Source organism: Sphaerisporangium sp. NPDC004334 (assembly GCF_053602655.1).
This window is the reverse complement of the sequence record NZ_JBSGDZ010000035.1, coordinates 47,747-66,856: the sequence shown is the minus strand read 5'-3', so window position 1 is coordinate 66,856 and position 19,110 is coordinate 47,747. Positions and strand designations below refer to the sequence as shown.

Here is a 19,110-nt window from a genome sequence, read left to right as displayed (position 1 = left end):
CCCTGACCCTGATCGATTACCGGACAGAAAAGACGCGACATGACCACGACCGCCTCCGCCACCGACGACCGATCCGGACCGCGCCCCCTGGTGATCGGCCTGGACACCTTCGGCGACGTCACCAGTGGCGACGACGGCCGCCCGCTGTCCCACGCCCAGACGATCCGCGACATCGTGGAGCAGGGCGTCCTCGCCGACCAGGTGGGACTGGACTTCTTCGGGATCGGGGAGCACCACACCGGCGACTTCCCGCTGTCGGCGGGCGACGTGGTGCTCGCGGCGATCGCCGCCCGCACGACCCGCGTCCGGCTCGGGTCGGCGGTCACGGTCCTCAGCTCCGACGACCCCGTCCGGGTGTTCCAGCGCTACTCCACGCTGAACGCCGTCTCCGGCGGCCGGGCGGAGGTCATCCTCGGACGCGGCTCCAGCGTCGACTCCTTCCCGCTGTTCGGCTACGACCTCGCCGACTACGAGGAGCTGTTCGAGGAGAAGACCCAGTTGTTCGCCGAGCTGCTCAAGGGAGGGCGGATCACCTGGAAGGGCAGGACCCGCGCCCCGCTCGTCGACCAGGAGGTCGTGCCGCACGCCGAGGACGGGCCCTTCCCGGCGTGGATCGGCGTCGGCGGCAGCCCTCAGTCGGTCCTGCGCGCCGCGCGTCTGGGCTTCCCGCTCATGCTGGCGATCATCGGCGGGCCCCCGGCCCGCTTCGCCCCCTTCTCGCGGCTGTTCCGGCAGGCCCTCGCGGAGTCGGGACGCGCCGCCCTGCCCATCGGGGTGCACTCCCCCGGGCACGTCGCCGCGACCGACGAGGAGGCGCTGGAGGAGTTCTGGCCCAACTACCTGGCGGTCATCCGGAACGCCGCCAGGACCCGGGGGTTCACCGTCCCGACCAAGCAGTCGTTCCTGCGCGAGGTCGGGCCGCACGGGGCGCTCTACGTCGGATCCCCGGAGACCGTCGCCCAGAAGATCGCGGCGAATCTGCGCGCGCTCGACGCCGGCCGCTTCGAGCTGAAGTACGCCATGGGCGGGCTCTCCCACCGTTCGCTCATGAAGAACATCGAGCTCTTCGGCACCAAGGTCGCCCCGCGCGTGCGCGAACTCCTGGCGTGAGCGGGGGCGGGTGCTGGAAGGATGGGCCCATGCCAGGGTTGATGCTGCTCGACACCCCATCGCTGTACTTCCGCGCCTACTACGGCGTCCCCGAGTCGATGACCGCCCCCGACGGCATGCCGGTCAACGCCGTCCGGGGCCTGATCGACATGATCGCCACGCTGGTGCGCGCCCACGGCCCCGACGAGCTGGTGGCCTGCATGGACGCCGACTGGCGTCCCGCGTTCCGCGTGGCGGCGATCCCGTCCTACAAGGCCCACCGGGTCGCCACCGGGCACGAGGAGGAGGTGCCCGACACCCTGGCACCCCAGGTGCCGGTGATCGAGCAAGTGCTCGACGCGGTCGGCATCGCCCGGGTCGGAGTGCCGGGGTACGAGGCCGACGACGTCATCGGCACCTACACCTTCAGGGCGAGCGGGGCCATCGACATCGTCACCGGAGACCGCGACCTGTTCCAGTTGGTCGACGACAAGCGCCCGTGCCGCGTCCTTTACACGATAAAGGGCATTCGTAACCTGCAGGCGATCGACGAGGCGCAGGTCAGCGCCAAGTACGGCATCCCCGGCCGCGGGTACGCCGACTTCGCCACCCTGCGCGGAGACCCCAGCGACGGGCTGCCCGGCGTGCCGGGGGTCGGCGACAAGACGGCCGCCGCCCTGATCACCCGGTTCGGCTCGCTGGAGGCCATGCTCGCCGCGCTGGACGACGGGGTCGTCGACGGCTTCCCGGCGGGCAGCCGCCTCAAGCTCGACAAGGCGCGCGACTACCTCGCCGTCGCGCTCGCGGTGGTCAAGGTGGCCCACGACACGCCTCTGCCGGAGGTGCCGATCGCCCGGCCGGTCGCGCCTCGCGACCCCGAGGCACTGGTCGAGTTGGCCGACCGCTATGGCCTGGACGGCCCGCTGAATAGGCTGCTCGCCGTGCTTGCCGCATAAGATCCCTGATTGTGAGTCATACGACGATTCATGCGTCCGGTGCTCCCCGCCTCGCGGAGGGCTTCGAACGCATCCGCGACGAGCTTCGGCTGCCCGAGGCGTTCCCCCCGCCGACCCTGGAGGAGGCCGCCCAGGCCGCCGCCACGCCGGCGCCGTCCCTGCCCGACCGCACCGACCTTCCCCTGCTGACCGTCGACCCGGCCGGGTCGATGGACCTGGACCAGGCGCTGTGCATCGAGGAGCGTCCCCGCGGCTTCCGGGTCTGGTACGCCATCGCCGACGTCGCCTCCTTCGTGCGGCCGGGCGGCGCGATCGACGACGAGGCCAGGCGGCGCGGCGAGACGCTGTACATGCCCGACGAGCGGGTGCCGCTGCACCCGCCCGTGCTGTCGGAGGGCGCGGCCAGCCTGCTGCCCGGCGTCGTCCGGCCGGCGGCGCTGTGGTGCCTCGACCTGGACTCCGACGGGCGCACCATCGGCGCCGACGTGTCGCGGGCCCTGGTGCGCAGCCGCGAGCGGCTCGACTACGACTACGTCCAGGCCGCGGTCGACACCGGCACCGCCGACGGGACGCTGCGGCTGCTGCCCGTGGTCGGCGGGCTGCGCCTGGCGCTCGAACAGGAGCGCGGCGGGGTCTCCCTGCCGACCCCCGAGCAGGAGGTCGTCGCGCACGGGGACGGCTACCGGGTGGAGTTCCGCACGCCGCTGCCCGCCGAGACGTGGAACGCGCAGATCTCCCTGATGACCGGCATGGCCGCGGCGGCGATGATGCTCGACGCCGAGATGGGCGTCCTTCGCACCTTGCCGCCCGCGCCGCCGGAGACCGTCGCGCGGGTGCGCAGGATCGCCTCCGCCCTCGGAGTGGCCTGGCCCGACGGCGCCGGCTTCGGACAGGCCGTGGCGGCCCTGGACCCCGGGACGCCCGGGAGCGCCGCGTTCCTGAAGGAGGCGACGGTGCTGCTGCGCGGGGCCGGGTACACCGCCTTCAACGGCGAGCCGCCCAAGGACGCCTCGCACGCCGCCGTCGCCGCGCCGTACGCCCACGTCACCGCTCCCCTGCGCCGCCTGGTCGACCGGTACGGCACCGAGGTGTGCCTGTCGGTGGCCGCCGGGGTGCCGGTCCCCGAGCCGGTCCAGCAGGCCCTGTCCGAGCTGCCGGCCCTCATGGCGGGCAGCGGGCGCCGCGCGTCCGCCGCCGAGCGGGCCTGCGTGGACCTGGTGGAGGCCTTCGTGCTGCGCGACCGGGTCGGCCAGACCTTCGACGCGGTCGTGGTGGACGTCGAGGACGGCCGGCCGGGCGGCGTCGTCCAGGTCGCCGACCCGGCCGTCGTGGCCCGCTGCGACGGCGACGGCCTGCCCCTGGGCGAGAAGGTCCAGGTGCGCCTCACCCGCGCCGACCTGCTCACCCGCGAGGTCCGCTTCACCCTCGCCTGACCGGCGGGACCGTCGTCCCCTCGCTCCACCGGCGAGGTGCGCTCCACCTCCGCCCGGCCGGCGAGCACCCCGGCCGCCGGGGACGGCCCGCGCCCCCGCCGACCGGGGAGCCGCCGTCAGGCTCGACCGGGGAGCCGCCGTCAGGCGACCGGGAACGGCCCCCGGACGCTCGGGACGGGCCTCGGACGACCGGGGGAACGGGCCTCAGGCGACCGAGGAGTAGGCGACGACGCCGCGGCGCAGGGAGTCGATGGCCTTGCCGGCGTTGTGCCGCACCTTGCTGTTGTGCGGCGCCGCCTTGCCCACCTGGTCGAGCAGGTCGATGAGCTGCTTGGCCCAGCGGACGAAGTCGCCGGCCGCCAGGTCGCCGTCGGTGAGCACGGCGTCCAGGCTGTGCCCCTTCGCCCAGCGGAAGGCCGCCCAGGCGAACCCGAAGTCGGGCTCGCGGACGAACGACAACCCGTGGTCGCGCTCGATGTCCTCCAGCTCGGCGAAGATGCGCACCATGGCCGCCAGCGACTCCTTGACCCCGCCGGCCGGGATCTTGGGCTGGCGCGCGTCGTCGGCCTGGCGGGACTCGAACACCAGCGACGACACGCACGCGGCCAGCTCGGCCGGGTCCAGATCGTCCCAGATGCCGGCCCGCAGGCACTCGGAGGTGAGCAGGTCCAGCTCGGTGTACAGCTGGGCGAGCCTGCGGCCCTCGGGCGTGACGGCCTCGCCCTCCAGGTAGCCGAGCTGGTCGAGCACCCCGCACACGCGGTCGAAGGTGCGGGCGATCACGTGGGACCGGCTCTCGACGCGCCGGCGCAGGCCCTCGGTCTCGCGCAGCAGCTTGTGGTAGCGCTCGGCCCAGCGGGCGTGGTCCTCGCGCTGGTCGCAGCCGTGGCAGGGGTGGGCGCGCAGCCGGCGGCGCAGCTCGGCGATCTCCCACTCAGGAGTGCCGGGGGCCGAGCCCCGGCCGGCCATGGTGTCGGCGTCGTGGTCGCGGACCCGCACCGGACGGCCCAGGTCGCGGTCGCCGATCTTGGCGTGCAGGGTGGCCACCAGGTTCGCGCGGTCCTTGGGCGCCCGCGGGTTGAAGCCCTTGGGGATGCGCAGGTGCTCCACCGGCTCGACCGGCACCGGGAAGTCCGCGGCCGACAGCCGCTTGACCTGCTTGCCGATGGTCAGCACCAGCGGCGAGGGCCCCTCGGTGCGCATGGTCAGTCCCGGGTCCAGGATGACCGCCAGGCCCGCGCGCCTGCCGCCGGGGACGCGGATCACGTCGCCGGGCTTGAGCGCCTCCAGGGACCGCACGGCCTGCGCCCGCCGGGCCGTACCGCGCTGGCGCGACAGGTCGGACTCGCGGTCCGACAGCTCCCTGCGCATGCGCGCGTACTCCTGGAAGTCGCCCAGGTGGCAGGTCATCGCCTCGGCGTAGCCCTCCAGCGCCTCCTCGGCGCGCCGCACCTGCTTGGCGATGCCGACGACCGCCCGGTCGGCCTGGAACTGGGCGAAGGAGGACTCCAGCAGGGTGCGGGCCCGCTCCCTGCCGACCTGGCCGACCAGGTTGACGGCCATGTTGTAGGAGGGGCGGAAGCTGGAGCGCAGCGGGTAGGTGCGGGTGCTGGCCAGGCCCGCCACCGCCACCGGGTCCATGCCGGGCTGCCAGGCGACCACGGCGTGGCCCTCGACGTCGATGCCGCGCCGGCCCGCCCGCCCGGTGAGCTGGGTGTACTCGCCGGGGGTGAGGTCGGCGTGGGTCTCGCCGTTCCACTTGTCGAGCTTTTCGATGACGACCGACCGCGCGGGCATGTTGATGCCGAGCGCGAGGGTCTCGGTGGCGAACACCGCCTTGACCAGGCCGCGGGTGAACAGCTCCTCGACGACCTCCTTGAAGGCGGGGAGCATGCCGGCGTGGTGGGCGGCCAGGCCGCGTTCGAGGCAGTCGCGCCACTCCAGGTACCCCAGCACCGACAGGTCCTCGTCGGGCAGGTGGGCGGTGCGCTCGTCGACGATCGTGCGGATCTCGTGGCGCTCGCTGTCGGTGGTGAGCCGGATGCCGGCGTGCAGGCACTGCAGGACGGCGGCGTCGCAGCCGGCCCGGGAGAAGATGAAGGTGATGGCGGGCAGCAGCCCCTCCGAGTCGAGCTTCTCGATGGCGTCGGAGCGGCTGACGGAGTTGGCCGAACGGCGCGGCCGGGAGTAGCCGCGGCGGCCGCGCGCCTGCGCCAGGCGCTGCTCGTCCCGCGAGATGCGCATCAGGCTCGGGTTGATGCGCGGCCGGTTGTCCTCGTCGACGAACAGGTCGTACAGCCGGTCGCCGACCAGCATGTGCTGCCACAGCGGCACGGGCCGGTGCTCGTCCACGATCACCGTGGTGTCGCCGCGGACCTCCCCCAGCCACTCGCCGAACTCCTCGGCGTTGCTCACCGTGGCCGACAGGGCCACCACGCGCACCGACTCGGGCAGGTGGATGATGACCTCCTCCCACACGGCGCCGCGGAAGCGGTCGGCGAGGTAGTGCACCTCGTCCATGACCACGTGGCTCAGCCCCGCGAGGGTCGAGGAGCCGGCGTAGAGCATGTTGCGCAGCACCTCGGTGGTCATCACGACGATCGGCGCGTCACCGTTGACGCTGTTGTCGCCGGTGAGCAGCCCGACCTTCTTGGCCCCGTAGCGGCGCGCCAGGTCGTTGAACTTCTGGTTGGACAGCGCCTTGATCGGCGTCGTGTAGAAACACTTGCTGCCCTGCTCCAGAGCGAGGTGCACCGCGAACTCGCCCACGACGGTCTTGCCCGAGCCCGTCGGGGCCGCCACGAGCACGCCGTCACCGGCCTCCAGGGCCCGGCACGCGTCGAGCTGGAACTCGTCCAGCTCGAAGTCGTACAGGCCTCGGAAGGAGGTGAGGGCGGGCCCGCCGGCGGCGTGCTTCTCACGGAATGCGGCATAGCGTTCCGCAGGCGTCGTCATGCACTTCAGCCTACCGATAACCGCTTTCCGGTCCCGTCCACGATCCCGCCCGAGGTACCACGGTCGATCGTCCTGCCGCCTCCAAGGACGGTCGCCGTGAGATCAGCCATGCGCGTACGGGCTGGACAGCGCCCGCTTGCGCCACGGACTCACCCACAGGCCGTGTTCAGCCGCACTCGGGCAGATGCCAGATCTTCAGCAGGGCCTTCGGCACCTTGAACGGGCAGCCGCCCGAGTCGCCGCGGTAGGACCAGGCGCCGTGGCCGCGCTTGCGCCAGACGTGCGGCCCGTCCTGGTAGCTGATCGGGTCGCCCTTGACGCCGATGGACCCGACCGCCCAGTACACGTCCTTCCCGGCCGTGGCACCCTTGATCTTGCCGTAGTAGACCCTCTTCGGCCCGTCCACCTTCGTACGGACGGCACGCGGATGGTTCGCCTTGTAGTACTGCTTCCAGTACGCGTCGGCGAGCTGATGCCGGATCCTCTCGGTGATCTTGAGGTTGACGGCCTTTCCCGCGGCCTGTGACGCCGAGGACGACGGCGCGGCGCCCGCCGTCGCGGGGAACAACACGGTGACGGTGACCGCCGTCGCCGCGGCGACCGACACTTTGCCTGCCCACTTGATCATGCGTGTCCACTCCCTGGTGGCGAAGAACGGCCCGGGGCGATGACGTGGAGAGCCCCCGGGTGGATGGCGCAGGTGAGGGGCAGGGCCGCGACGCGCTCGCCGTCGGCGTAGGCGACGACGTCGGGAGCCTCGATCGTGACCGTGCGGGCCCGGCGCAGGGTGATGGCCGGGTGGCCGAGGTGGGTGCCCCGGTAGACGCGGGGGAAGGCGCGCAGGAAGGCGCCGGTGGGCAGCGGGCCGACGATCAGCACGTCCAGCAGCCCGTCGTCCGGCTCGGCGCCCGGGCACACGCGCATCCCGGCGCCGTAGGAATGGGTGTTGCCGACGGCGACCATCATGGCCTCCTGCTCGAACGGCTCGCCGCCGTCGACGGTGAGCCGGAACGGGATGGGAGCGAAGGACCGCAGCTCCTGGAGGGTGGCCAGCAGGTACTTCGCCATGCCCGCGGGGCGGGTCATCCCGTTGGCCCGCTCGTTGACCTTGGAGTCGAAACCGCAGGCCACCACCCCGGCGAACCACTCCTCGCCGATGGTGCCCGCGTCCACCGTCCGCACCGCGCCCCCGGCGACGATGGCCGCGGCGGCCAGCGGGTCCTTGCGGGGGATCCCGAAGGCGCCGGCGAGGTCGTTGCCGGTGCCGGCCGGGATGATGCCGAGGGGGACGTCGGTGCCGGCGACGGCCTGGACGGCCAGGTGGACCAGACCGTCCCCGCCGAACGCGACCAGCGCCTCCGGCCCCTCGGCGACGGCCGTGCAGGCACGTTCCAGGGCGTCCTGGGCGGAGGTGCCCACGATCACCGAGACCGGCCGCCCGCCCTCCTTCAACCGCCGCACCACCGGGTCGAGCAGGCGCAGGGTACGGCCGCCACGCGCCGCCGGATTCACGAGAACGACCAGCTCACCAGCCACACTCGGAACCTATAGGTATAGATCTCGTCAAGCTAGGGTGAAGCGCGGGGAAAGTCCGCGTACCCGCCGCACGGTCCCCGCGCGAGGAACGTCCGGCCGGTCATTCCTCGTCGAGGGCCTCCAGCCGGGCGGTGAGGTCGCTCGCGAAGCGGTCGAGAAGACGGCCGAAGGCCTGGCGGTCCTGCGCGGACCACTCTGCGAGGGCGTCGCCGAACCAACCGAGGACGGTCTGCAGGTAGCGGCCGACGACGGCGGCCCCCTCGGGGGTCTGCTCGACCAGCCGGGCCCGCTGGTCGAGCGGATCCGGGACCCGGCGGGTCAGGCCGCGCCGCTCCAGCTCGTGCAGTTGCCGGGTGACGTGCGGTCCTACGACCTGCATGCGCGTGGCGATCTCGCCGACGCGCAGCGGCCGGGCGGCCATCTGCAGCGTGACCAGGATCGACATCGCGGGCCGGTCCAGGGCGACACCGGCTCCCTCCACGGCGCGTTCGAAGAGCCGGCCGCGGTTCAGCACGTTGCCCAGTTGGATCAGGCGGGGCAGCACCGAGAGCAGGTCGAGTTCGCCGTCGTCCTTCCCCGCGGTCGGCGACCGTGTGTCAGCCATCACACTCCATTAGATACCTAACTTAGGTATATAGTTGTCTCGGTGTTCTCCGGAACGGGCACTCGCCCGTTCCCGAGGAAAGGCTACCTAAGGTAGCTATCCATTATGGAGGAGGAGCGAATGAGCACGACGACGAAGGGCCGGGTGCTGGTCTCCGGCGCGAGCATCGCCGGTCCCGCGCTGGCCTACTGGCTGAACCGGTACGGTTTCGAGGTCACGGTCGTGGAGAAGGCGAGCGCGGTGCGCGGCGGCGGATATCCCATCGACATCCGCGGCACCGCGCTTGAGGTCGTCCGGCGGATGGGCGTGCTTCCCGCCCTCCAGGCGGCTCACGTCGATACCCGCCGGATCACCTTCCTCGCCCCGGACGGCAGCGTGATCGCCGCTGTCGACGCCCAACCCGTGGCGGGCGGAGCCGCGGTCCGGGACCTGGAGGTACGCCGCGGCGACCTCACCGAGATCCTCTACGGCGCCATCCGCGACGAGGTCGAGTTCCTGTTCGACGACACCATCGCCGCCCTCGACGACCGCGCGGACGGCGTCGACGTCACCTTCCGCAGCGGGGAGCAGCGCGTGTTCGACGTGGTCGTCGGCGCCGACGGTCTGCACTCGCACACCAGGGGCCTCGTCTTCGGCCCCGAGGCGCGGTTTCACCGGTATCTCGGTTACTGCTTCGCCGGCTTCACCATGAGCAACGACCTGGGGCTCTCACGCGAGGGCGTCGTGTGGAACGCCCCGGGCCGGGGAGCGGCCCTCTATGCCGTCGGCGACGGCGACACGGTGCACGGGTTCCTGAGCTTCAGCCGGCCGGAACCGCCGTTCGAGGCCTTCCGGGACCCCGCCGCGCAACGCGACCTCGTCGCGTCGATCTTCGCCGGCGACCAGTGGGAGGTGCCGCGGCTGGTCACGGCCATGCACGCGGCCGACGATCTCTTCTTCGACGTCGTCAGCCAGATCCGGATGCCCCAGTGGTCCGCCGGCCGGGTCGCCCTCGCCGGCGACGCCGCCCACGCCCCCTCGTTCCTCACCGGACAGGGGTCGAGCCTCGCCCTCGTCGGCGCCTACCTGCTCGCCGGGGAACTGGCCACCGACCGTGACCACACGGCCGCGTTGATCGCCTACGAACAGCGCGCCCGGGCATTCGTCGAGATGAACCAGGCGCTCGTCACCGAAGGCGACGCCACTCTCATCCCCGGTACCGAAGAGGCCTTGGCGCGACGCAACCGGATGCTGCGCGGCCTGACCGTCATGCCCGCCGCGGAGGGACGACCCGCCTACTCGGCGCTCACCCTGCCGGACTTCGTCGACGCCTAGAAGCTCGCTGAGCAGGTGGCCTCAGTCGAGCGGGGTGGAAGCGGTGCCGTCGAGTTCCTCTTCGATCTGCCGCTGGCGTTCGGCCTCGAGCTGGTCCTTCTTGCGGTCGTGGAAGTACATGAACACCTCGGCGATCATGAACATGCCGACCATGGGGACCGCCAGCGCGAGCATGGTGATCGGGTCCTGGCTCGGCGTCGCGACGGCCGCGAAGACGAACATGAGGAACACGACCATGCGCTGGTGCTTGCTCACCAGCTTGAACGGCAGCACGCCGATCATGTTGAGGAACACCATGAGCAGCGGCAGCTCGAACGACAGACCGAAGATCACCAGCATGGCCATCATGAACCCGACGTACTGGTCCATGCTGATGAGCGGGATCACGTTGCCGGGCGCGAAGCCGAGCAGCAGCGCCAGCCCCTTGTCCATCGTGTAGTACGCCAGTGCGGCGCCCGCGGCGAACAGCGGGACGGCCAGGGCCACGAACGCCAGGGAGTAGCGCCGCTCGTTGCGGTACAGGCCCGGCGTCACGAACGCCCAGAGCTGATAGAGCCAGATCGGCGCGCTGACCACCGCGCCGAACATGAGCGCCACCTGCAGGTTGACCATGAAGCCCTCGAACACGCCCTGCACGACCAGGGAGCACTCGCCGTCCTTGAGCTTGTGGGCGGCGGGCAGGCGGCAGTAGGGCCCCGTCATGAAGACCCAGAGACGGTCGAAGAAGACGAAGCCGACCACGGTGCCCAGGGTGAGGCCCAGGATGGCCTTCACCAGGCGGTTGCGAAGCTCACGGAGATGATCCATGAGCGACATGCGGCCCTCGAGATCGGGGACCTGCGGGCCGTCATCGGCCGGGCTTGACCGTTTCAGCAATGCCATCGGGCGTCCTGGTCTCTGCGGTCGGTCAGGGCAAGGGGGCGTGTCAGGCGGAGCCCTGGTCCTTCTGCGCCTGCGAGAGCGGAGCCCCGTTCACGGCGTCGGCCGGACGAGCATCGGCCGGACGTGCGTCGGCCGGGCGGGCCTGGGAGGTGCGCAGGCGGGAGTTCTCCTCTTCCAGCAGGCGCAGGCGGTCCTCGACCGAGGGGGTCGCGGGCGGCAGCGGCTGCGGAGTGGCGACGACCGGCTGGGCGGTGGCCTGCGCGGCGGCCCTGGCGTCGTCCTCCTCGTGCAGCTTGGTGGTCTCCTTCTTGAACAGCCGAAGCGACTGGCCCAGCGCCTTGGCCGTGTCGGGGAGCTTCTTGGCGCCGAAGAGCAGCACCAGGACCAGCCCGATGATGAGCAGTTCGGGTACACCGAAGTTGGACATGTCACACCCTTACGCCGAGCGACGTGCGTTCTCAGCCTCGATCGTACGCTGCCACCACTACTTGATTCACCCCTCAGTGCGCACGGATGCGCCGATGGCGGCCTTGAGCCGTCCTTGGACGGGCGCCAGACGGCCGTTGGCCCGCTCGATTTCACGCGACAGCCCCCGGGCGGCCACCACCACGCGCGCCGAGAGCACGGCCAGCGGGACCAGGCCGGCGACGGCGAGGCCCACCGCGACGAAGATCCAGGTCATGACCGGGCACTCTACCCAAGCCCGCGCGGACGCGCGCGGCGTCCCCGCGAACCGGACGGAGGACGGGAACGGCGGCGTCGTCCCGCGCGACGGCGGCGCGGGTATCAGGCGGAGGACTACGAGGGCAGGATGCGGGACTCAGGCGACCCCCGGTGTGAACACCAGAGCACTAGCCCGCATTGAAGTAGCGGGCCAGCGCGGCCGAGGCCGCCTCGCGCACCCGGTCGGCCAGCGACACCGGGGAGACGACCCGCCCGCTGTCGCCCAGCCGCAGCGCCAGCCGCACCAGCCAGCCCTGGTCGCGGGCGCGCAGGGTGACCCGCAGGCGGCCCTCCCCCAGCTCGGTGACCTCCTCGCACGGGTAGTACTCGGCGACCCAGCGGCCCACGGGGGTCAGCTCCAGCTCCACCAGCTCGTCGGAGGGCGAGGGCCGGAACACCCCGTCGGTGACGTCGATCGGCTCGGCCTCGGCGGGCGGGGAGGCGGTGACCTCCAGCATCTCGACCCCGATGATGCGGTCGAGCCGGAACAGCCGCATGCCGTCCGCGCGGTAGCACCAGCCCTCCAGATAGGAGCGGCCGTCCACCACGACCAGGCGCGTGGGGTCGACCTCGCGCGGGGTGATCTCGTCACGGCCGGGCACGTAGTAGCGCAGGGACAGGCGCCGGCCCTCCCGCAGGGCCTGCCGGACCGTCGTCGTGGCGTCGGGGGCGGCGTCCAGCTCGAAGGCCACCTGGGTGCTGACGGCGGCGGCGCCCTCGCCGGCCGCCCGCTCGAGCTTGGCGATCACCCGGGCCAGGGCGTCGCCCTCGGCGAACTCGGGCAGCTCGGCCAGCATGCGCAGCGCGACGAGCAGCGCGCTGGCCTCGTCGATGCCGAGCCGCAGGGGCCGTGCGATGGTGTCGGCGTTGTCGATGAGGATCTCGCCGCCGTCCCAGGAGACGTCGATGAGGTCGCCGGGGGTGTGCCCGGGCAGGCCGCACATCCACACGAGTTGCAGGTCGTCGACGAGCTGCTTCTCGGTCAGCCCGAACAGCCGGGCGACCTCGGGCACCTGGGCGCCGGGGTGGGACATGAGGTAGGGCACCAGGGCGAGCAGCCTGGGCAGCCGGTCGGCCGTGCTCACGCGAGCGTTCCCTTCAGGCGGGGCGCGACGGCCGCGCGGGCGTCCTCGGCACCGGGGTGGACCGTTCGTCCGGCCGTGTTCACGCGATGGCTCCCTTCAGGCGGCGGATCACCGCGTCGCGGACGTCCGGCGGGTCGATCACCTCGGCGTCGGCCCCGAACGCCACGACCGAGCCGGCCACCCACTCCGGATCGGCGAACTCCACGGTGACCTCGTCCCAGCCGTCCTCGCCGGGCCGCACGGCGCCGACCTGCCGCAGCCACTGGCAGGTGTCGCGGCGGACGCGGACGGTGGCGGTGCGCTCGGGCAGCAGGCTGTCGCGGTGGCCGACCATCGAGCGGATGTCGACCCCCTCGGGCACGACCACCGCGCCGGAGCGGCCGACCGGCGCGACCGGGCCGCTGATGCGGCTGAGACGGAACACGCGGGGGGCGCCGCGCTCGCGGTCGTGGCCGACGACGTACCAGCGGCCGCGCCGGCTCACCACGCCCCACGGCTCCACCGTGCGGGTGAGCATGACCTCGCTGCCGGCGGCGCGGTAGTCGAAGCGGACGACCCTGCGGTCGCGCACGGCCTCCCACAGGGCGGGGAAGGCGGGGTCGCGGGTGTCGACCCGCAGCTCCAGCGGCCCGGCGGCGGACTCGTCGGTCTGGACGCCGGCGGCGCGCAGCTTGAGCAGGGCGCCGCCGGCCGCCTCGGCCAGGTTGGCCCGCTGCCACACCTGGGCGGCCAGGCCGAGCACGGCGGCCTCGTCGGCCTCCAGCGTGATCTCGGGCAGCTCGTAGGCCTGGCGCATGATGCGGTAGCCGGGCTCGTCCTCCCAGGGGTCGCGGTGGACCTCCACCGGGATGCCGATCTCGCGCAGCTCGTTCTTGTCGCGCTCGAACATGCGCTGGAAGGCCTCGTCGTTGCCGGCGTCGTAGCCGGGCACGGCGTGACGGATCTGCTCCGCACTGAGCGGGCGGCGCGTGGCCAGCAGGCAGATGACCAGGTTCAGCAGCCGCTCGGTCTTCCGCCGAGACATCGGGCCTCCCTTCTCAGGTGACGCTACCCTTGCCCCGTGATCAGATGGCGCAAGGGCGAGGTGGTCGCGGTCCGGCGCGAGTGGCCGGGCGCGATGGAGCTGGACGTGACCCTCCCCGAAGGGAGCTGCCGGGCCCTGGCCTACCCCCCGCTGGTGGGCCGCCCCGAACCGGGTGACACGGTGCTGCTGAACACCACAGCGCTCGCCATGGGCCTCGGTACGGGAGGTTACGCCATGGTAGTGGCCGTGCCGGACCGTTTGCCGGAAGATCCGCACGGTCCCGGCCACCTGGTCAAGGCACGATACACGCCCTTGCAGGCCACGGTGCTCGGCGCCGACGAGCAGGACTCCCCCCACCACGAGACGCTGCGCGAGGCCGACTCCGTGGACGGCATGCCCGTGGTGGTCGCCGACCTGCACTCCGCCCTCCCTGCCATCCTGTGCGGCCTGTACGGCTCCCACCCGGAGCGGGCCCCGGAAAGGCCGGCCCCGGCCGGGCGGACGGACGGCCAGCGCGAGAATCCCGCGCCCCCGAGCGGCGGGCGCCCGCTCCGGGTCGCCTACGTGATGCTGGACGGCGGCGCGCTGCCGGCGTGGTTCTCCATGTCGGCCGCGCGGCTGCGCGAGCTCGGCTGGCTGTGCGGGGTGGTGACCACCGGGCAGTCGTTCGGCGGCGATGTGGAGGCGGTCACCGTCCACACCGGGCTGCTCGCCGCCAGGCACGTGCTGTCGGCCGACGTCGCGATCGTGACCCAGGGCCCCGGCAACCTGGGCACCGGCACCCGCTGGGGTTTCTCCGGAGTGTCGGCGGGCGAGGCGGTCAACGCGGCGGCCGTGCTGGGCGCGCGTCCTGTGGGGGCGCTGCGCGTGAGCGAGGGCGACCTGCGCGAGCGCCACATCGGGGTCTCTCACCACTCGCTCACCGCCTACGGCCGGGTGGCGCTGGCCCCCGCCCAGGTGGTGGTGCCCGAACTGCCCGGCGCGTTCGGCGAGCGGGTGCGTGAGCAGGCCGCCGCGCTGGGCGCCCGGCACGAGCTGGTGAATGTACCGGTGGACGGCCTGGCGAAGCTGCTCGAGGACAGCCCGGTCAAGCTGTCCACCATGGGCCGCGGCCTAGACCGCGACCTGGCCGGCTTCCTCGCCTCCGCCGCCGCCGGCCGCCACGCCGCCTCACTGCTCGGCTGACACCGGCGTCCCGGTGATCACCGTCTGGCGCGGCGGCAGGTCACCCTCCTTGGGCCTGCTCCTCTGGCATGGGGAAAGCGTCAGTCCGCGAAGAAGTCGAACTCGCCGGCATTGCCGTGCGATCGGGCACTCCGCCGCGGGAGGTCAGCCTGTTGCGATGGGCCGGGCCGCCTGTGGCAGAGGCTGAGACACTCATCACCATCTCTCGGTCTGATCACAGGCGGCGCCGTGGATCCCACGGCCATGACGCGAACAGCAGTTCCTCCGCCACCCCGCTGGGCGCGCGTCGCCGGGACGGTGGGCTGGGCGGCTCCCATCCTCGGATTCGTCCCATTGCACATCCCTTGGATACTCGGCATCCCGTTCCTGGCCCACGAAGCGAGCTTCGACGCCTGGTATCACGGCCGCAGTAACGGCACGGAAAGCTACCCAGAGGACGGAATCCTGGGTATCCCCGCGGGTGCCATGTACCTCGGGGTGCTTACGCTTCTCGCCGTCCTCGGCGGAATCCTGTCACTCGGTCTGATCAGCGGCTGGGGACTGGTCTATCCCCGGTGGATCCCCGTGCTGGGCGGACGCCGGGTGCCCCCATGGTTTCCGCTCACCCCGACCATTCTGGGCTCCGTCCTGCTGGTGGGCTACTCGCTCACCCTGCCCGTGCAAATCCCTCGTGCCATCGCCGAGGCGAGTACGGACGATCCGTTCACCCTGACCGGCGCCTTCATCGGCCTGCCCCTCTTCCTCGCATGGATGATCGCGTTACCGGTGGCCGGTTGGTCCTACTACCGGCGCACCCGGCGAGTCACTCCGGCCGCCGCCGGCTGACCAGGGTCTGGCCGCGGTTCACTCCACTTCCATCTGCTCGTAGGTGACGACGAGCTTCTCGGTGAGCACGCTCGTGTCACCGGACCTCAAGGAGGTGATCTCCAGGCTCTTCGGCCAGACACCGGCCAGGTTGTACCGCTTGATCGGGGCGCCCTCGACGTCGAAGACGGTGATCACCCCGTTCTTCCGGGCGTCGCCGGCCCGGACGGAGCGGGCCTCCTTCATCCAGGTGTCAAAGCCGTCGTCCGAGGTGAGGGCTCGGGTGAGCGTCATCTCGCCGGGCTTCGGACGTCCGGGGAGCTTCCTGACGACCACCTTGCCGTCGGGGGTGTTCTCCTTCACCTCGATGACGTCCTGCTCCATCTTGAGCCCGGAGATCTCGTCGATGCGCTTGACGACGATGCCGTCCACCTCCAGGCCGAAGGAGTGACCGGTCGAGCCGTCTGAATCCGGCAATGCCATGCTCGGTCTCCTTTGCCATTGGGATCCCGATCGAGCCTAATATCGCGCTGCTCCTTCTTCCCAGTCTTCGGACATCCGATTAAGTTGCCGTGCGAACGCCGCGGCCATCATCGTCTGCGGCCGGTGGTCCCCTGGGGGGTGCGGCGGAGAGCCCTGCCGGGGAGGGCGCCGGTGGGGTGGCCGTGCTCGATGACGGGGGTGCCGGAGACCAGCACGTGGGAGATGCCCTCCGCCGGGCGGCGGGGGTCGTCGAAGGTCGCGGCGTCGCGGACGGCCTCGGGGTCGAACAACACCAGGTCGGCGTGGTAGCCGGGGCGGACCAGTCCGCGGCGGTCCAGCTTGAGCCGCCGGGCCGGGCGGCCGGTGAGGTGGGCGACGCACTCCTGCAGCGACAGCACGCCCAGTTCGCGGACGTAGCGGGCGAGGTAACGGGGGAAGGTGCCCCACGCACGGGGGTGCGGGCGGGCGCCGGCGAGCAGGCCGTCGCTGCCTCCGGTGTGCGCCGGGTGCCGCATGATCGTCTGGACGTTGGCCTCGTCGCCCGCGTGGAGCAGGATCGTGGTGGCGAGGTCGTCGTCGATGAGCAGCCGGCGGAAGTCCTCGAAGTCGCGCACCCGGGTGCCGGCCCGGCCGGCGAGCGCGGCCGTCCCGGTGCCGGAGATCTGGATGACGTCCCAGTCGATCGGCACCCCGTGGCAGCCGTCGCAGCCCTCGACCTCCATGGCGTGCCTGATCCGGGCGGCGGTCGCGGGGTCGCGCAGGCGGGCGAGCGCCCCGGCCGGCCCGCCCTCGGAGGCCCAGCCGGGCAGCAGGGAGACCAGCGTGGTGGAGCCCGGCAGGTAGGGGTAGGTGTCCAGGGTGAGGTCGCAGCCGCCGGCGATCGCCTCGTCCAGCAGGGCGAGCAGCTCCCCTGCCCGGCCCTTGTTGACCGCGAAGTTCATGGTCGCGTGCGCCAGGTGCAGCGGGCAGCCCGAACGGCGGGAGACCTCGACCATCTCGGCGTAGGCGGCCAGGGCGCCCGCCCCGTAGGAGCGGTGGTGCGGGGCGTAGAACCCGCCGAGCGCGGCGACGACCTCGCACAGCGCGACCAGTTCGCCGGTGCCCGCGTACATGCCGGGGGCGTAGGTGAGTCCGGAGGACATGCCGACCGCGCCCTGCTCCATGGCCTCGGCGACCAGGCGCCGCTGCTCGGCGGTCTCGGCGTCGGTGGCGGGGCGGTCCTCCCAGCCGGTGACGAGCATCCGCACCGACCCCTGCGGGACCAGGTAGCAGGCGTTGACCGCGATGCCCTGGTCGAGCCGGTCGAGGTACTCCCCCACCGTCCGCCAGTTCCAGTCGAAGCCCTCGGGGTCGCCGTTCCATCCGGCGATCTGCCGTCGCACCTGTTCCAGCGTGGTGTCGTCGACCGGGGCGTAGGACAGGCCGTCCTGGCCGAGCACCTCGCAGGTCACTCCCTGGCTCACCTTGGCCAGGTGGCCGGGCTCGGCCAGTAGCCGCAGGTCGGAGTGGGCGTGCATGTCGATGAAGCCGGGGGCGAGCACCAGCCCGGCGCCGTCGATCGCCGGCCCGCCGGAGGCGTCCGGGCCGATGGCGGCGATCATGCCGTCGCGGACGGCCACGTGGGCGACGTAGGGGTCGGCGCCGGTGCCGTCGACGACGGTGACGTTCTTGAAGAGCATCAGAAGAAGGTCCTCAGCAGGCCGACGACGGCCTCGCCGTCGATGACGGGGATGAGCGTCCACTTGTCCATCGCCGTGCAGGGATGGGACAGGCCGAACCGGACGACGTCGCCGCAGGCCAGGTCGCAGGCGGGATCGACGGCGAGATGGGTGTGCTGGTCGTTGAGCGCGGTGACACGGGCCCCGTGGAGCGGGCCCTTGCCGCGCACGTGCTGCGGCTCGGGCAGTCCTTCGTCGAAGGGCAGGTCGCGCTTGCCGGCGTCGAGCAGAGCCAGGCCGGGCTCGGGCCGGGAGATGACCCGCGCCCACCCGTGCATGGCGGCGCGGAACGGCTCGCCGTCCGGGGGCCGCTCACCCGTTCCGGGAAGATCGGCGCCGCAGGCACGTCCGATCCCCGCTCTGGGACCATCGCCGTTCCCCGATGGACCACTCCTCGTGGAGGCGTCACGGGGCCGGAAGGGGGAGATCGCCCGGTAGAAGCCGTCGTCGTGGATCACGTACGCGCCCGAGCGCAGCACCAGGCGCGCCTCAAGCCCGCCGAGCACGTCGGCCACCTGGTCGAAGTACGCGCTGCCGCCCGCGGTGACGATGGGCTCGCCGGTCTCGAAGGCCAGGCCGCCGAACAGCTCGGCCAGGCCCCGCAGGTAGCCCCGCACGGCCGCGAGGCCCTCGGGGGAGGCGTCGTGGGCGAAGGAGCCCTCGTAGCCGGCGACGCCGGCCAGGCGCAGCGCCGGGGCGGCGCGCACGGCCTCGGCGACCCGGCGGGCGACGCCGAGGCCGCGGGCGCCGGTGCGCCCGCCCGGGCCTCCCAGCTCCACGCACACCTCCACCGGCCGCCTCGTCCCGCGCAGGGCGACGTCCATGATCTGGACCGCCTCGACGGAGTCGGCCCAGCAGATGAAGCGGAAGGCCGGGTCGCGGTCGAGCTCGCGCCCGATCCAGGCGAGCCCGGCCGGGTCCACCGGGGCGGCGGCGAGCATGAGCCGTGCCACCCCGAAGGCGCGGGCGACGCGCAGTTGCGGGAAATTGGCCAGGGTGAGGCCCCAGGCGCCCGCCGCGAGCTGCCGCCGCCACAGCTCGGGGGCCATCGTGCTCTTGCCGTGCGGCATCAGGGTGACCCCTGCCCCGGCCGCCCAGCGGGCCATGACGGCGATGTTGTGCTCCAGCGCGGCGGCGTCGAGCGTCAGCAGCGGCGTGCCGAAGTCCTGGAGGGACGGCCGGCGGGCCAGGAACTGCGCCACCGTGCCGCCGGCGCCGGCGGGCAGCGCCTTGTACCGCCAGTCGAGGGGCTCGTCGCGCAGCGCGCGGACCTTCTCCTCATCGATGCCCATCGCACCACCCACCCATCGCGTCATACG

General features: G+C 72.3%; 18 protein-coding genes. 6 read left to right on the top strand and 12 right to left on the bottom strand.

What is annotated here, in order from left to right; genetic code table 11:
* Positions 1-39: 39 nt before the first annotated feature.
* From ACWEN6_RS34765 to ACWEN6_RS34755, 3 genes are read left to right on the top strand one after another with little or no spacing between them, the layout of a single operon-like run.
* The gene (locus ACWEN6_RS34765; protein ID WP_452576288.1) at positions 40-1,110 is read left to right on the top strand and encodes an LLM class flavin-dependent oxidoreductase; all 1,071 of its coding nucleotides are present in this window, start codon (positions 40-42) and stop codon (positions 1,108-1,110) included.
* Positions 1,111-1,139: 29 nt separating this feature from the next.
* On the top strand, positions 1,140-2,045 hold the full coding sequence (locus tag ACWEN6_RS34760) for a 5'-3' exonuclease (protein WP_452576286.1): 906 nt from the start codon (positions 1,140-1,142) through the stop codon (positions 2,043-2,045).
* An 11-nt stretch (positions 2,046-2,056) separates the two neighbouring features.
* Entirely contained in the window at positions 2,057-3,478 is a 1,422-nt protein-coding gene (locus ACWEN6_RS34755) for an RNB domain-containing ribonuclease (RefSeq protein WP_354926025.1), read from the top strand.
* Positions 3,479-3,682: 204 nt separating this feature from the next.
* Here ACWEN6_RS34755 and ACWEN6_RS34750 read toward each other — a convergent pair whose 3' ends face one another.
* The 4 genes from ACWEN6_RS34750 to ACWEN6_RS34735 form a co-directional block, all read right to left on the bottom strand.
* A complete protein-coding gene (locus ACWEN6_RS34750) occupies positions 3,683-6,433 on the bottom strand; it encodes a DEAD/DEAH box helicase (RefSeq protein WP_354852811.1) in 2,751 nt (916 codons plus the stop codon).
* A 166-nt stretch (positions 6,434-6,599) separates the two neighbouring features.
* Positions 6,600-7,061 (bottom strand): hypothetical protein, encoded by a 462-nt coding sequence (locus tag ACWEN6_RS34745; RefSeq protein ID WP_354926027.1) that lies wholly within the window; start codon positions 7,059-7,061, stop codon positions 6,600-6,602.
* Entirely contained in the window at positions 7,058-7,969 is a 912-nt protein-coding gene (locus tag ACWEN6_RS34740) for a diacylglycerol/lipid kinase family protein (protein ID WP_354852808.1), read from the bottom strand. Before ACWEN6_RS34740 ends, ACWEN6_RS34745 begins: the two co-directional genes overlap by 4 nt.
* A gap of 100 nt (positions 7,970-8,069) precedes the next feature.
* Positions 8,070-8,573 carry a MarR family winged helix-turn-helix transcriptional regulator gene (locus ACWEN6_RS34735; RefSeq protein ID WP_452576284.1) on the bottom strand — a complete coding sequence of 168 codons (504 nt, stop codon included), beginning with the start codon at positions 8,571-8,573 and terminating at the stop codon, positions 8,070-8,072.
* Positions 8,574-8,693: 120 nt separating this feature from the next.
* Here ACWEN6_RS34735 and ACWEN6_RS34730 point away from each other — a divergent pair, with 120 nt between their 5' ends.
* On the top strand, positions 8,694-9,887 hold the full coding sequence (locus ACWEN6_RS34730) for an FAD-dependent monooxygenase (protein ID WP_452576282.1): 1,194 nt from the start codon (positions 8,694-8,696) through the stop codon (positions 9,885-9,887).
* Between the two features lie 21 nt (positions 9,888-9,908).
* Here the strand turns inward: ACWEN6_RS34730 and tatC are convergent, their stop codons facing one another.
* From tatC to ACWEN6_RS34705, 5 genes are all read right to left on the bottom strand, one after another.
* The gene (gene tatC, locus ACWEN6_RS34725) at positions 9,909-10,769 is read right to left on the bottom strand and encodes a twin-arginine translocase subunit TatC (RefSeq protein ID WP_354852803.1); all 861 of its coding nucleotides are present in this window, start codon (positions 10,767-10,769) and stop codon (positions 9,909-9,911) included.
* A gap of 43 nt (positions 10,770-10,812) precedes the next feature.
* Positions 10,813-11,196, bottom strand: a complete 384-nt coding sequence (gene tatA, locus ACWEN6_RS34720; protein ID WP_354852802.1) for a Sec-independent protein translocase subunit TatA — start codon at positions 11,194-11,196, stop codon at positions 10,813-10,815.
* A gap of 66 nt (positions 11,197-11,262) precedes the next feature.
* Positions 11,263-11,451, bottom strand: coding sequence for a hypothetical protein (locus ACWEN6_RS34715; RefSeq protein ID WP_354926037.1), 189 nt, complete (start codon positions 11,449-11,451; stop codon positions 11,263-11,265).
* A 169-nt stretch (positions 11,452-11,620) separates the two neighbouring features.
* Complete coding sequence (locus ACWEN6_RS34710) at positions 11,621-12,577, bottom strand: helix-turn-helix transcriptional regulator (protein WP_354926039.1); 957 nt, start codon at positions 12,575-12,577, stop codon at positions 11,621-11,623.
* A gap of 79 nt (positions 12,578-12,656) precedes the next feature.
* Positions 12,657-13,601: a helix-turn-helix transcriptional regulator gene (locus ACWEN6_RS34705; protein WP_354926041.1), complete on the bottom strand. Its 945-nt coding sequence runs from the start codon at positions 13,599-13,601 to the stop codon at positions 12,657-12,659.
* Between the two features lie 36 nt (positions 13,602-13,637).
* Between ACWEN6_RS34705 and ACWEN6_RS34700 the strand changes: the two genes are divergently transcribed.
* Both ACWEN6_RS34700 and ACWEN6_RS34695 read left to right on the top strand, forming a co-directional pair.
* The gene (locus tag ACWEN6_RS34700; protein ID WP_452576280.1) at positions 13,638-14,786 is read left to right on the top strand and encodes a DUF3866 family protein; all 1,149 of its coding nucleotides are present in this window, start codon (positions 13,638-13,640) and stop codon (positions 14,784-14,786) included.
* 333 nt (positions 14,787-15,119) lie between these two features.
* Entirely contained in the window at positions 15,120-15,611 is a 492-nt protein-coding gene (locus ACWEN6_RS34695; protein ID WP_452576278.1) for a hypothetical protein, read from the top strand.
* 18 nt (positions 15,612-15,629) lie between these two features.
* Here ACWEN6_RS34695 and ACWEN6_RS34690 read toward each other — a convergent pair whose 3' ends face one another.
* The 3 genes from ACWEN6_RS34690 to ACWEN6_RS34680 all read right to left on the bottom strand — a co-directional run bounded on the left by ACWEN6_RS34690 (position 15,630) and on the right by ACWEN6_RS34680 (position 19,107).
* Positions 15,630-16,073 (bottom strand): phage tail protein, encoded by a 444-nt coding sequence (locus ACWEN6_RS34690; protein WP_452576276.1) that lies wholly within the window; start codon positions 16,071-16,073, stop codon positions 15,630-15,632.
* Between the two features lie 107 nt (positions 16,074-16,180).
* Positions 16,181-17,752 (bottom strand): N-acyl-D-amino-acid deacylase family protein, encoded by a 1,572-nt coding sequence (locus ACWEN6_RS34685; protein WP_452576274.1) that lies wholly within the window; start codon positions 17,750-17,752, stop codon positions 16,181-16,183.
* Positions 17,752-19,107, bottom strand: a complete 1,356-nt coding sequence (locus tag ACWEN6_RS34680; protein WP_452576272.1) for an alanine racemase — start codon at positions 19,105-19,107, stop codon at positions 17,752-17,754. The genes ACWEN6_RS34685 and ACWEN6_RS34680 overlap by 1 nt, the downstream gene beginning before the upstream one ends.
* Between the last annotated feature and the right edge of the window lie 3 nt (positions 19,108-19,110).

Coding starts and splice junctions, on each gene's coding strand:
- tatA (WP_354852802.1), bottom strand. CDS start 11,196: ATGTCCAACTTCGGTGTACCCGAACTGCTCATCATCGGGCTGGTCCTG.
- ACWEN6_RS34715 (WP_354926037.1), bottom strand. CDS start 11,451: ATGACCTGGATCTTCGTCGCGGTGGGCCTCGCCGTCGCCGGCCTGGTC.
- ACWEN6_RS34730 (WP_452576282.1), top strand. CDS start 8,694: ATGAGCACGACGACGAAGGGCCGGGTGCTGGTCTCCGGCGCGAGCATC.
- ACWEN6_RS34735 (WP_452576284.1), bottom strand. CDS start 8,573: ATGGCTGACACACGGTCGCCGACCGCGGGGAAGGACGACGGCGAACTC.
- ACWEN6_RS34760 (WP_452576286.1), top strand. CDS start 1,140: ATGCCAGGGTTGATGCTGCTCGACACCCCATCGCTGTACTTCCGCGCC.
- ACWEN6_RS34685 (WP_452576274.1), bottom strand. CDS start 17,752: ATGCTCTTCAAGAACGTCACCGTCGTCGACGGCACCGGCGCCGACCCC.
- ACWEN6_RS34750 (WP_354852811.1), bottom strand. CDS start 6,433: ATGACGACGCCTGCGGAACGCTATGCCGCATTCCGTGAGAAGCACGCC.
- ACWEN6_RS34680 (WP_452576272.1), bottom strand. CDS start 19,107: ATGACGCGATGGGTGGGTGGTGCGATGGGCATCGATGAGGAGAAGGTC.
- ACWEN6_RS34705 (WP_354926041.1), bottom strand. CDS start 13,601: ATGTCTCGGCGGAAGACCGAGCGGCTGCTGAACCTGGTCATCTGCCTG.
- tatC (WP_354852803.1), bottom strand. CDS start 10,769: ATGGCATTGCTGAAACGGTCAAGCCCGGCCGATGACGGCCCGCAGGTC.
- ACWEN6_RS34745 (WP_354926027.1), bottom strand. CDS start 7,061: ATGATCAAGTGGGCAGGCAAAGTGTCGGTCGCCGCGGCGACGGCGGTC.
- ACWEN6_RS34690 (WP_452576276.1), bottom strand. CDS start 16,073: ATGGCATTGCCGGATTCAGACGGCTCGACCGGTCACTCCTTCGGCCTG.
- ACWEN6_RS34765 (WP_452576288.1), top strand. CDS start 40: ATGACCACGACCGCCTCCGCCACCGACGACCGATCCGGACCGCGCCCC.